At 56.8% G+C, this 14,512-nt stretch carries 1 protein-coding gene (running past both ends of the window); it reads right to left on the bottom strand.

Every position in this 14,512-nt window falls within one protein-coding gene, locus A3848_RS31520, for a non-ribosomal peptide synthetase (RefSeq protein WP_143192313.1), read on the bottom strand. The gene is 22,797 nt long; 5,008 of those nucleotides lie to the left of the window and 3,277 to its right, leaving coding positions 3,278-17,789 in view (codon 1,093, partial, through codon 5,930, partial); reading right to left, the first codon wholly in view occupies positions 14,508-14,510. Both the start codon and the stop codon lie outside the window.

Genomic DNA, 14,512 nt, shown 5'->3' with positions numbered 1-14,512 from the left:
TGCCGCAAGGTTGAGGTATTGGCCGTATACAGCGGATGGTTGCCGCCTGCCTCCGTTAACTTAACATCTCCCCCCTCAGCGCCTGGTCCACCGGAACTTGGTATCCCGTACAGCCATTTGATGCTGTCTGTTCCGTCTATCCAATGACGTTCTTTCTGGAACGGATATGTCGGAAAAGCTACCCGTGAGCGTGCCGACGACGTATGTAGCAATCTCCAGTCAATTCTTGCTCCCTTCACCCAATGAGCCGCAAGCTCCCCCGGATTATACCGCTCTATCCATTCCTGGATCATAGCCTGTTCCGCAGCACCGGCGTTTGTCAGATTGTCCTCGTCATAGATGCTTCCTCTGTACCAGTCGCCGGTTCCACCGCGGATAAACTGCTGAAGTTTGTGAACCAGTGCATGCCTATCTTCTGCAACGGCGGAGAAGCGCACCTCCAGCTCTTCCCTTGCCGTCTGGGACGTAAAAGTAATATCCTCCAAATCCGCTTCTGTCCGGCCAAGCTCCTGCAGCACCCGCTCGGCGTAGGCAAGGAGCCGCTCTTCGTTCCTCGCGGACAGAACGAAGATCTGGCTGCCGGCAGTCCCGGAGCGGGAGATGTCTGCAGACTTGGGCGCATCTTGCTTCACATATTCCTCAAAGACCAGATGGGCATTTACCCCGCCTGCTCCAAATGAGCTGACTCCCGCTCTGCGGGGAACCGGGTGCCCCTCTCCGTCCCGGAGCCGGCTCCAAGGCCGGCTCTGCTCCAGGATATAGAACGGGCTATGCTTCACATCAATATACGGATTTATCTCCTTCACATGAAGGCTTGCCGGAAGGGTCTTATGTTTAAGGGCAAGCAGAATTTTCAGTACCCCCGCTATGCCCGCCCCAGATTCAAGATGTCCTATGTTTGTTTTGACAGAGCCCAGCCCGCAATGCGGAACTTCTCCAGGACGAATGCCCCACTGGTCATACAGCTCTTCAAAAGCCAGCTTGAGCGCGTTAATCTCTACAGGGTCGCCCAGCGGGGTGCCGGTGCCATGCGTTTCAATATACGTAACCGTAGACGGATCTATGGCCGCCTTACCGTAAGCGGCTTTAATCACTTCGGCTTGGGCCAGCGGGTTCGGTGAAGTCAGAGATTTGGAGCGCCCGCAATGGTTAACCGCATTTCCCCGAATTACCGCATAGATCCGGTCACCCTCTGCCTCCGCCCGGCTGAGCGTCTTAAGCAGGAGCGCTCCGACTCCTTCCCCCCGGACAAAGCCGTTGGCGTCCTTGGCAAATGTTTTGCAGCGGCCGTCCGGGCTGAGCATATCCGCATTGCTGTAGCTGATGTACAGCTTGGGACTCAGGATAACGTTGATCCCGCCGGCAATGGCCAGATCACAGCGGCCGCTGCGGATATCCTCCACTGCCCGGTGAATCGCCACAAGCGAACTGGAGCATAACGTGTCAATCGGCTCACTCGGTCCAGTGAAGCCAAAATGATAGGAGATTTTATTCGGAATCATCGGATGATTGTTCCCCGTCATCGTCAAGGCATCCACCGGACTTTTGGCCAGAACCTCCGAATAGTCCCCGTTGGACACCCCCACATATACACCGGTCCGGCTGCCGGACAGATTGCGGGGCTTATACCCCGCATCCTCGATCGTCTCCCATACGGTCTCAAAAAAGAGCCGTTGCTGCGGGTCCATGTACTTGGCTTCGGCAGGGGTTAAATTGAAGAAAGCCGCGTCAAACTTATCGACCTCCTCTAAAAACCCTCCCCATCTGCTGTTCGTCTTGTTGGCCTCTTTCCGGGGGTCGCCATAGTAGTCCCGCCAATCGAACCGGTCCGGAGGGATTTCCGTAATCAGGTCGCGCCCTTCCCGTAAATGCTCCCAGAACGCATCGAGATTGTCTGACTGCGGCATTCTTCCGCCGATACCAATAATCGCTATCGGTTCTGCTCCCCCTTCATCACTTACGGAGGAAAGAACGGTTTCGCCGGCGTATTCCGGAGAGGAGGCTGTTGCAACGGTAAGCCGCGATAGTTCATGCTCCTGACGGATCTGTTGCAGCTCACTTTCCTTGAGACGCTCTTCTAGTGCTCCCCTCTTCTTGGCGAGCAGATGACCGGCTACATTATCGACAGTCAAATCGTTCACCTCGAAGAAAAGAGCGGGTGTGGTCTCCAGATGCAGTCTGGCATTAATCAAACCGGAGAGCTCCGTCAACAGAATCGATTCGATGCCATACTGGCTCCAGTCACGGGTCGCGGATATGTCCGCAGCCGGAATATTCACCATCCCGGCCAGAATGCCGGTCAGCTCCTCACGCAGATAAGCAAGCAGCGCATCTGTATTCCGCTCCTCGGCTTGAGCCACCGGGACATCAGCTACCGGCGATGTCCGCACTGACGGCTTGTCCTTCGATAACGGCCGTACCATATAATCCTTCATTCGGATTAACACCCTGCCGGACTCATCCACAATAGCCACCTCCAGCTTTCTTACACCGCCGCTCTCCTGTTCCGGCGCAAAGGCGGCATAAGCCCAGCAATCCGGCGTAAGTCTGCTGTGTATCTCCAGGCTGCCCAGCGCAAACGGAATGTATGGGGAGGCCGTTTCCAGTCCGTGATGCACCAGAAATCCGGCCGTTTGCAAGGCACCCTCCAGCAGCACCGGATGCAGCAAGAAGTCGTCCATACTCTCTCTCAGCGGCTCAGGGACGGAAATCCGGGACAAGGCTTCCGTCCGGTTGCAGCTCAAGCCATGAACCGGCTTGAAGCTGGGCCCGTAGCGGAAGCCCGCTGCTTCAAACAGGGAGTAGAGCCTCGGATGCTCGACCTTTTCAGTACACCGGGCAAGAACCTGCTCAATGGCCACCGACCCGCCGGTTACTTCCGGGTACGCATCATATGCAACTTCCCCCTGGGAGTATACGGCCCCTTGCTCGGATACAATCTCATATTCGGCAGCCTTGTCTGTTTTCCGCAGCCTGATGCCGGTTTCCTTCGGTTCGCCGGTCAATTCCAATGGCTGGGTCCACACAACATTTCTAAGCCCGGTTACCTTCTGTCCGGGACTCGATAAGGCCCCGGCCGAACGGGCCATCTCCAGATAGACGACACCCGGAAGAATCATCCGCCCGTTCACAATATGATCCTTCAAATAGAACTCGGATGGATCATACACTTTTCGGTAAAGCTGATCCCCGAAAGTAGACAGGTTGGAATCAAGCAAGGCGCCCAGGCGGCTATGCTCTGCCCGCTGCTCGTTAAGCCCGCGCTCGCTTCTGTTCACCCAGTACCGCTTGCGGGCAAAGGGGTAGGCGGGCAGCGAAACTTTGCGCGGACTTGGATTCGCGTACAACCTTCTCCAGTCATAGGTGCCGCCCGCCGTCCAGGACCGGGCAAGCTGATCCAAGCCATCCTCGGTCCGCCAATCGGCGGTTTGCCCCGGCTGCTTGCAGCTGTCCCTGTAGATTCTGCCTGCCACCGATCTTCCCTCGGCAATAAGCTCCAGCTTGCTTGCAAGCTCATCGACGGAGTTGACAATCAAGGCAAGCCGTTCTTCCATGGCCTCTCTTCCCGTTTGCAAGGTGTAGGCCACATCCCGAAGAGAAAGCGGGCCGGAGGTCCGGCCGTTCTCCGGCCTTGTTGCGGTGCCGGAGAACCGGACTATAGCCGAAAGCTGCTTCAGACTGTGCTCAAGCACAATATCCTGCTCAAGCACCTGTGATCCATATCTGGCTTCAAGCTTCCGGAGGAAGCCGTCTATCGTAATGGGGTCCAATCCGCATTCGGCCAGCGTCATGTCTTCCTCCAGATCCTCCGGCGAGACGTTCAGGCCATCTGCCAGTAGACGCTTCACCTCATCCATGAGGCGACTGTCCTTCCGTTCAGTTGCCGCCGGTTCCGCCGAATCCATTCTGCCGATAAGGAAGGCATGGAGGGAAGCGGCGTAAGCCAAAAGACGGTCTTCACTCCGGGCGGATAATACGATCAGTTGCTCACCGTCCTCTTCCGCTGCAGGTGCCGTTGTTCCCGGTTCAGGCACGAATTCTTCAAGCACAACATGGGCATTCACACCGCTGAAGCCGAAGGCGCTGATGCCTGCCCGGTAAGGAAGCTCCTGTCCATCCGAATCCTTCAAGCGGGCCCATGGCTGTGTCTTCTCCACCAAGTACAAGGGGCTGTCATCCAGCTGAATATAAGGGTTCCTTACGCTGTAATTGGCCAATCCCGGCAAGGTCTGATGCTTCATCGCCAGCAGGATCTTAATCATCCCAGCAATGCCGGATGCCGTCTCCAAATGTCCGATGTTCGGCTTCAGGGCACCGACGGCGCAATGTTTGGCCGCTGCCCTGGCATCATGCCCCCAGTCTTCATACAGCTGCTTGAAGGCCCGCTTCAAGCCGTTGACCTCGACCGGATCTCCGAGCTTCGTGCCGGTGCCATGGGCCTCCACATAGCCGATGGTCGCCGGGTCCAGCTTCGCCTTGCGGTGCGCCATCGAGACTACATCTGCCTGGGCGTTCGGATTGGGGGCCGTCAGCGAGCTTGAGCGTCCGCCATGATTGATCGCCGAACCGCGGACAAGCCCGTAGATCCGGTCACCGTCGCGGATTGCCCGGCTAAGCGGCTTCAGCAGGAGGATGCCCGCGCCTTCTCCCCGGACTGTACCTTCTGCGGCTTGATCGAAGGTTCTGCATGTTCCGTCCTGACTGAGAATGCCTACGTTGTCGAAGGAAATGTAGAGCGATGGGCTGGTAATGACATTAACCCCTCCGGCAATCGCCAGCTCGCAGTCGCCGCTGCGCAGACTCTCCACCGCCCGGTGAACGGCAACCAGTGAGCTTGAGCATGCCGTGTCTATCGGCTCGCTCGGCCCGTGTAAATTCAGCAGGTACGAGATGCGACCGGTCAATACATTGTGGGCATTGCCGGTTAAAGCCTGGGCCCGGCTCTCAGTCCTTCCCTCTGCCAGAACGTCGCTGTAATCGTGTCCGGCTACCCCGATAAAAACGCTGGTCCGGCTGCCCGACAATTCACTGGGGTTATAGCCCGCATCCTCGATTGCACTCCAGACCAGCTCCAGGCTGAGCCGCTGCTGGGGGTCCATCAGACTGGCTTCCCTGGGAGACATCCCGAAGAATCCGGGATCGAACTTGTCCACATCCTTCATGAAGCCGCCCCAGATTACCTTGGTCTTATCCCTGTCCTCCGGCGACTCCTTAAAATGATCCCGCCAATCCCAGCGGTCCGGCGGGATCTCCGTCACCATGCTATCCATGCGGACAAGCTTGTTCCAGAAATCAGTCAGATTGTCCGATTGAGGCATGTAGCCGCTGATGCCGATAATCGCAACCGGTTCATCGGCCGGGGAAGAAGATTCGGAATCGGCTACAGCAGAGCCGCTATCCTCTCTCGCTCCGGCTGCTTCGGCCTCCGGCTGTGCTGCTGTGGCAGGATGAATCCGTTCAAGCTCCTGCCCGAATGGCAGCAAGACGGTGAGCTTGTCTCCATGCTCCCTGGTCAAGTACACTGCCAATTCTTCTATATTCGGATATTCAAAGAACAAGGTCGGGTAAACCGGAAGGTCCAGCTTGCTTTGCAGCTCCTGGGCCAGTGCGATTAAATCTCCCGATTCGATGCCCATGGACATAAAGTGGCAGGCCGTATCCATTTCAGACGGGTTCTCCTGAAGCAAGCCGGCGATTTTATCGGTCAAGTACATTTGTACCTCCGCCAAAATCTTATCCGGGATCAATGTATGCTGTTTCATGGTACCGCTTATGCTCCTCCCGTTTGCCGGGCCTTCCGGCAGATTCTTGTCCGGTCTTATTCTTTTGCAGACAAAGCCCTTCATCGCCACAAGAACCTGTCCGTCGGCATCCGCCCATTCAATATCGCCTTCCCACAGCTCCGCATTCGTCCTCACTTCCCGCACCTGGCAAAAGCACTCATCCGGCAAAGCGCCGAAGATATACATCTGCTTGACCATCAGCGGAATCAGCGCATCCTTCTCTCCATGAGGCAGCAATGCAAGGCGGCACAGAACCGCACCGTCCAGCAAGGCCGGATGAACTGCATATGCCCGCTGATCCTGTCTCATCTCAGCCGTGAGCGCCAGCTGTCCCCATACCGTTCTGGCCGCATGGGAGACGATAATTGTTCTGACGGTAAAGAGCGATGGTCCGTATACCCCCGGCTTGGCTTCATACAACGAAGAGCCCGGCAGCGCCTCATGCTCCGAGAAGGATGGAATCGTAATGCTCCGACTTCTTGCAACAACATCGGCAACCACTTCTCCCCGCGATGCCAGACGCTGCGGTCCCGATCCGCTATATTGAAACAGACTGTCCGCATACAGCTTACCGTCCTCCGCAGCGATACGGGACGTTATTTCAACCTGTTCACCCTCCGGCACTTCAACCGGCTCCTGAAAAAGCATGCCCCGGATCTGCAACCTTGGAGCATCCGGCGTGGAGTGCCTGAATGCTTCATAGGCCAGGCTACAGTAAGTCACCCCCAACAAGGTGCGTCTGCCCATAGACAAATGATCCCTCAAGTAAGGCTCGTTGTAATGGTAGGTCGCCGTATAAGCGGGACGGTCCGGCACTTCATCCAGCGCCCAGCCATCCGCCAGCCAGTATCGCTGACGGTCAAAACAGTAGGTCGGGAGCGGCAGACGGTCCGGCTTCCGGCTATTCCGATACAACGCTTCCCAGCTTACCTGTCCGCCTGCCACCCAATGCGAGGCCATTGTTTCCAGGCTTATGTCAGCCGGCGCTTCTCTTTCGGAGGGTTGGCCCGCACTGCCTCTGAACAGGCCCTGCACCGGTTCTCCTCTGCCAATCAAGGCCAGCTTCCCGGTCAACTCCGTCAGATCAGCCGCAACAAAGGCAAGCCGTTCCTTCATCTCCGCGCGGCCCGTCTGCAGTGTGTAAGCAATCCGCTCCAGCGACAAGACTTCTTCCGCTTCCGGCGTCAGCCGTCGCGCAATAAACCGCTGAAGTGCTTCCGCATACGCCAGCAGACTGCTCTCTTGGCGAGCCGACAACACAATGAGCACCGGTTCTGTGCTGTACGCTGCCACAGCTTCCTTCCTGTATTCCTCCACAATGACATGCGCATTGGAGCCGCCCGCCCCGAAGGAGCTGATTCCCGCTCTGCGCGGAAGAGTCTTCCGCTCCCCGTTCTCCAGAATTACCGGACGGTTCCATTCCGTCAGCTCCCGCTGCAGATAGAACGGTGAACCCTCGAATGCAATGTACGGGTTGATCCTGTCGGTGTGGATGCTCGGTGCAAGCTTGCCGTATCTCATCTGCAGCAGCACCTTGGTCATTGCGGATATGCCCGATGACGCCTCCAGATGGCCGATATTGGATTTGACGGATCCGATAGAGCAATAGCTTTTCTTGGAGGTGAATCTGGAATACGCGATGCTCAGTGCCCGAACTTCGATCGGATCTCCCAAGGCCGTTCCGGTCGCATGAGCGTCCACATAGCTGATACTCTCCGGATCTACGCCGGACCGCCGTAATGCTTGCTCCACCACCTCTGTCTGAGCACTTAGACTCGGCGTGGTGAAGCTGCTCGATTGCCCACCGCTGTTGATGGCCGTACCTTTGATCACTCCATAGATATAGTCGTTGTCGCGGACTGCCTGATTCAGCGGCTTCAACAGAATGGCCCCGATGCCTTCGCCCTCGACAAAACCGTCGGCCCCTTCGCCGAAGGAGCGGTTCCGATCCGATCCGGCCAGATTGTTCAGGTTGGCCAGACGTACATGCTGTCTCGGATGCAGAATGAGATTGATCCCGCCGGCTACCGCCACATTGCAGTCTCCGTTCACCAGGCTTGCGCAGGCATAGTGAATGGCTGTCAGCGAAGAAGAACAGGCCGTATCGACCGCGATGCTGGGACCGGTAAAGTTGAAGAAATGTGAGGTCCGGTTGGCAATAATCCAGTAAGCGGATTGGGCGTTGGTCGCCGTGCCTTTCTCCCATGCACTGGTCGCAAGCTGTCCGTAAGCGCCGTACATCGCACCGACGAATACCCCAACTTTATTGCCCTTGTCCGCCAGCTTCTGTCCCGGATAGCCCGCATCCTCAAGGAGCGACCAGGTCGTTTCCAGGAACAGTCTTTCCTGAGGGTCCATCTCTCTGGCATGGTCGTCCGGAATATGAAACAGCGCTGCATCGAACTTGTCCACATCCCGGATAAATCCGCCCCATTTGCTGCTTCCTTTTCCTTGCTCACGGTTATCGGGATCATAATAACGCTCCCAGTCCCAACGGTCCCCCGGCACCTCTGTAACACAGTTGCGCCCCTGCTTCAGATTGTCCCAGAACTCGTCCAGCGTTTCGGCTAAGGGATAACGGCCTGATACACCGATAATGGCAATGTCAGTGGCATTGGACACCGCTGTTGTAGGCATTTCAATGACGTCGGACACCGCTGTTGAAGACATTTCATTGGCGTCGGACACCGCTGTTGCATGCATCTCCGTGGCAGCTGCAGGAGCTGTCTCCGTCATTCCGGCTGGTTGCTCGTTCTTCGGAGCAAACAACGAACCGACCGGGGACGGGGTCTGTGGACCAGGCTTCACGCCGAACCTTTGCGTCATCTTCGCCCTATGCTCCCTTGCCAAGTAGACAGCCAGCGCTTCTACGGTAACATGCTCAAAGAACAGCGTGGACGGAAGCTTGTCGAAATCCTTCGCCAGCTCCTTGTTCAACTCGATAATAATGAGAGAATCGACACCAAGCTTATCAAATAACGTCTGCTCCCCGATTTTGTCAGTATCAATTTTCAGTTTGCGGGACAGCAGCTGTTTAATATATTGGCAGGCGCAATGGTAGAGTTGCTCGTCCGTCATCCCGTTACCGGTGACCGTAACCGCGCCCGCTGCCGGGCTTGGGGACATGGTTCCCGGCAGCGAAGCAGGCTTCGGTTGATTCTTCACAACCGGGGGGCTCTTCGCCAATGCCTGCTCGGCCCGCTCTGCCGCAGGCTGCTCCGCCCCTTCATTAATGAACACGCCGTTTCCTTCCGCCAGGATGACGGATTGATCGTTTACCCCGTCAACGTCCGCCAGCCCGTAAATACTGACATGAGTATATCCGTTGCGGTTCAAGCATTCTTCCCAGGCTTCGGCGCTTAACAGCGGGGAGCCCTTGATCCGCCCCGAATCGGTGAAATTCCACCATCCTCCCGTCAGACCGAAGGTCAAGGTGGAGAAATTCTGGAATTTGGTAATCTCGTTGATCACAACGATGCCCTTGTTTTTGAGCAGACCCTTCATGTTCCGCAGCGTCCGCTCCACCGATCCCGTCGCATGCAGCACATTCGTTGCCAGAATGACATCGAAGCTGTCCGCTGTGAATCCCTGGCCGCCAGGCTCCTTCTCGATGTCGAGGACCTGAAAGCGAACATCGCTGTACCGGCCGCCGTAAGTCTCTTCACCATAGGCCGTGAAGCTTGCCGAAATGTCCGAATATACATATTCAATCGGGCCGCGCGGCCCGTCCAGCCGATCCAGCCGGTCCAGGACAATGGCGCTCGTGCCGCCTGTACCCGCTCCGATCTCCAGAATTCGGACCGGTGAGCCGCCTCCGACATCTCTTCGCTTACGGATATAGCTACAGACTGCATCGGCAACCAGCCCGTTGTAATAATCAATAATCAGGTTGCCCCGGTAAATGTTCTGGACCAGTTCCTTAGAGCCGCCGGGGAACATAATCTCGACATAATCCTTCCGGCCGCTGAGCACTTCCGTGTAGTGGGCCACACATTGCCAGGTCAAATGAAAGTACGGTGCCAGCGTCGGGTAGGCCTGCTCAAGCGAAGTCTTGAGCGCTGTCAGATTGCCGGCGGCAACCCGGAATTGTTCATCCTCCGCCAAGGAGGAGACAACGACCTCATCCCCGTCCCTGACCATTAAGCCGCCCCGTTCGAGCATATCCAGCAATGCGTCGAACAGCTGCTCATACTTTGGCACAATGCCAAGGGCCTTCAGCAGCTCCTGTCTACCGTAGCGTTCACCCGCTGCCGGAAACAGACTCTCCCTGAAGTACAGCCACAGGGCCAGCAGGCCGAATCGTTCCAGCTCCTTAAATCCGTTTTTCAAGAAATCTATCTGCTCCATCCCATGCTTGCGTGATCCCGAATCCAAGCTGATCTCCTGAATCACGGACGGCAGCCGGGCAGGATATACCTTGGCACGGATGTTATTGTCGAATCCCAGCTTATGGATTAGAGATGGTTTGGCTTTGAACATCAGCACCTGCGGGACCGGCTGAGCCAGCGCTCTGCCGATCGTCTTCATACCCTCAGCCGTATCAATGGGAAGCAGACCGGCTTCCGTGAGCAAACTGCGGTATCCATCCGATGCCACGGCCCCGACATTGCCCCAGAAGCTCCAATTGATTACCTTCACCGGATAAGCGGTCTTGGCGCCCAGCCAGATCGAGAACGCGTCCTGAAAGGAACTAGCCGCACTGTAATTGCTCTGGCCTTGATTGCCCAGAAGCGAATTCGTGGAAGAGAACAAGACCATAAAATCCAGCGGAACATCCATACAGGCTTCGCCCAGAGCAACAGAACCTGTCAGCTTCGGAGCAAGAACACTTATCAGGTGATCCTCGTTCATGTTCTCAATTCTCATATCTTGAAGCACCATTGCCGAATGGAACACTCCGTGGAGGGAGCCGTATAACACACGGGCCTGTTCTATTGCCGCTGTGAGAGCGGACGGATCGGTAAGATCGGCCTGAATGTAGACAGCCTCTCCCCCCGCCCGGCGGATATCGGCAAGCTTCTGCTCCATCTCTTCCGTCAACCGGCTGCGTCCCGTCAGAATCAGCCGGGCCTGGACCGTTCTGCCCAGGTGCAGCCCCAGTTCCCAACCGATTCCGCCCGCGCCGGCAATCCAGTATACTCCCCGGTTCCGGAAAGCGAGGCCGTCGCCGGACGGAAGATCAAGGCCGATGATCCTGCGGGTATACAGCTTGCCGCGGCGAACGGCAAGCTCTCCCGCTGCCCCCGACGCTGCTGCTTCCAGAAACGCATGTGCAGTCTCGCTGCTTGCTGCCGCATTCGGACAGCCCTGCTGCGGAAGATCCGCCAGCAGCAGGGACAGGCCGGGGTACTCCAGTGCTGCGCTTTTTAAGAAACCGCTTATGGCAGCGTGTACCGGATTCGTTGACTCGCCGGGCAGAACCTCGAAGATACCATTCGTTACAACAGTGAGCCGGATACCCCGGATGTGACCAATGGCCTTAACCAGATGGAACAGCGCCACAACCCCGCAGCTTTGCCTTGCTTCCCAATCGGCGATCTCGCCGGTTGGGACCGGGCTGTCACTAAGTCCGCCAAGGAAATAGACTTCGGCAATGCCGTTCTCCTCCACCGTTCTCCGATAAGCCGCCTCATCGTTATAGGCAACGGTCCAACTGCATCCTTCCTCCATAGAGGTTGCTTCCGCCACTCGGATTTCCAGACAATCCGGCATCTTGTTCCGCAGTGCCTGGGTGAAACCGCTAATGCCCGGAACCTCTTGCTCTCCTGAGATAAGCAGCACACGCCCGCTCTTCATCGGCGTACTGCTCCGGCGTTCACTATAACTGCCCATCACCCACTGCGGAACATATAGACTGTGTTCCTCCGCTTTTTTGATTTCGCGGGAAGCAAGGTTGTGGAAGGCTACGCATAATTTGCCCTGCATATCAAGGAGCGCCAGATTGTGGACATCCTTCCCTGCTTGGACGGCATAGACGTAATACTCGCGGGAGCGCAGCGGCTCCATAATATGAATCTGCTCTGCGGAGAATGGCAGCTTGGCTACTCCCTTCTCCGTATTCTGATCAAACAGGCAGCCCATAGATTGCAGCACACAATCCAGTAATACCGGATGGGCCGTATAGCTGCCCAGTTCCGCATAAGCTTCATCCGACAGCTTAATCCGTCCCAGCACTTCCTTTGCACTGTGCCATACCTCTTCCATAGCCTGGAAGAAGGGGCCGTATACAATGCCGCTGCCTGCTGCCATCTGCGAGTAAAATCGCTGCTTGTCCATGTACTGCGGACAACGGGCAATAATCTCACTTACATTCACAAATTCAGCCTTAGCCTGGTGAGCAGTCCCGCTGTCGCTGGACACGCTGCCACTGGCATGCAGCCTGCTCCCGCTTGCATCGGGACCGGCGCTCTCGATCTCGAACCGGAAGGCATCGCCATCCTCCTGCACCGAAAGATGCACTTCTGCCAGTGCAGCCTCCTCCACGGTTAGTTGCTGCAGCCACACGATGTCTGATATGCGCCATGTTTGCGCATCTCCGAGCATACCTGTGGCTTCAACGACCATTTCCACATATCCCGTTCCCGGAAACACTGATTTTCCGTTCACCATGTGGTCACGAACAATCGGGTGGGAAGCGCTCCAGACTTTGCGGAACACCAGCCCCTCCCCCAAACTTTGTGCGGGCGCGATATGGTCCAGCATAGCCGTTAAGGTTGCCTTGCTGCCGGAGGATGTTCCGTATTGCGGTTTCCGGTTTCGTACCGGCACCCAGTGGGATTCTCGGAGAAACGGGTAGGTCGGCAACGAAATTCTGCCCGGCCCATCCCCGACATACCACCGTCTCCAATTAGGTTCGAAGCCCTTCAGCCATAGCCGTGCGATCTTGTCCCAATGGCCTTGAGATGCAAGCCTGTCCAGAATCTCGGCCAAATCCCCGTCGTCCAGCACCGCTTCCAGACCTTCGCTGTATGCCGATGCATACAGGTTCGGCACCGGATCTTCTCCCTGCAAATACAGACCAAGCTTGTCCAGTAATTCAGCGGCATCCGATACGACCACAGCAAGCCGCTCCTGCAGCGGTTCCCGGCCCGTCTGCAGCGTATAGGCGATCTTCTCAAGCGGAATCGTTGACCCGCTTGCCTGCATCTCGCCCAGATACCGGACCAGATTCTCCGCTTGCCGTTTCAATTCAGTCGTTCCCTTGGCAGACAGCACGATGATAACCGGTGCTCCGCCCTGTGCCGGTTGCGCTGCTGCCGGTCCACTTACATACTCTTCCAGCAACACATGGGCGTTGGTTCCGCCGAACCCGAAGGAACTGACACCGCCCCGCAGCGGGATGTCATTGCCTGCCCCGTCTTTAAGGTGCTCCCACTGTCTGGTCTGGCCCACAAGATACAACGGGCTTCCTTCCAGTGAAAGATAGGGATTAACCTCCCGAAGATGCAGATTGCCCGGAAGCTGCTTGTGATGCAAGGCCAGAACTACCTTGATTAGCCCGGCCACTCCGGCCATCGCTTCCAAATGTCCGATGTTTGTTTTGACCGAGCCTATGCCGCAATGGGATGCTTGGGCGGCAGGCCGGTCCCATTCCCGGTAGAGCTGGTGCAGCGCCGCCGTCATTCCGTTGACTTCGATCGGATCGCCCAGTGCGGTTCCCGTTCCGTGAGCTTCCAGATAACCGATGGTTGCCGGATCAAAGCCGGCATCATGGAAGGCCGATACAATCAATTCCTGCTGGGCAGTGCTGTTGGGTGCAGTCAGCGAGTTGGTCTTGCCGCCATGATTGACCGCCGTTCCCTTGATGACCGCATAGATGTGGTCACCGTCGGCCAACGCCTGCGACATACGCTTCAGGAACACAACCGCACAACCTTCTCCGCGCACATAACCGTTAGCCGAGGAATCAAACGCCTTGCACCGTCCGTCCCCGCTCAACATATTGATCTTGCTCAGCGCAATGTGGGCGAACGGGCTCAAGATCAGATTGACACCGCCCGCCAGCGCCATATCGCAGGCACCGCTGCGGATCGCTTCCACTGCCCGGTTAACGCTCACCAACGAACTGGAGCATGCCGTATCGGTCAGTTCGCTCGGACCTTTCAAGTTATAGAAATAAGAGATGCGGTTCGGGATGACGGCTGTAACAATGCCCGATAATGTATGCGGGTCAATATCCGACTCCCTCATGAGAATTTCGGCATAGTCGGAGCTGGTCGCTCCGACAAATACGCCTGTTCTGGAGCCGGAGAGCATGGAAGGTCTATAGCCGGCATCCTCAAAGGCTGCCCAGACGGTCTCCAGCATGATCCGCTGCTGCGGGTCCATCAGTTGCGCCTCCCGTGGTGATATTCCGAAGAAGGAGGCATCGAATTTATCGACATCTGGAATAAATCCGCCCCACTTGGACACGGACTTGTTCGGATCTTCATTGGTTTCATCGTAATACTGCTTCCAGTCCCAACGGTCTGCCGGAATTTCCGTAATCAAATCCCGTTCGGCGACAATCTGCTGCCAGAACTGCTCCAGATTTGCCGAACCCGGCAGCTTGCCGCTCATGCCGACAATGGCAATATCCCCGGCATTAGCCGCCGGGCCTTCCCCCTCCACGCTGCCGGCCCGCTCATTCGTCGCTCTCCGGGCCTCGTGAGCCGGAAATTGGGCGTGCCGCTGCTCATCTGTAAGCTGCCCACCGTGATGGGAAGCCATTTCGCCAGGGTATGCAGCCG

The organism is Paenibacillus sp. P32E (assembly GCF_001909085.1).
GTDB lineage: Bacteria > Bacillota > Bacilli > Paenibacillales > Paenibacillaceae > Paenibacillus_AQ > Paenibacillus_AQ helianthi.
This window is presented reverse-complemented; position numbering and strand designations above follow the sequence as displayed.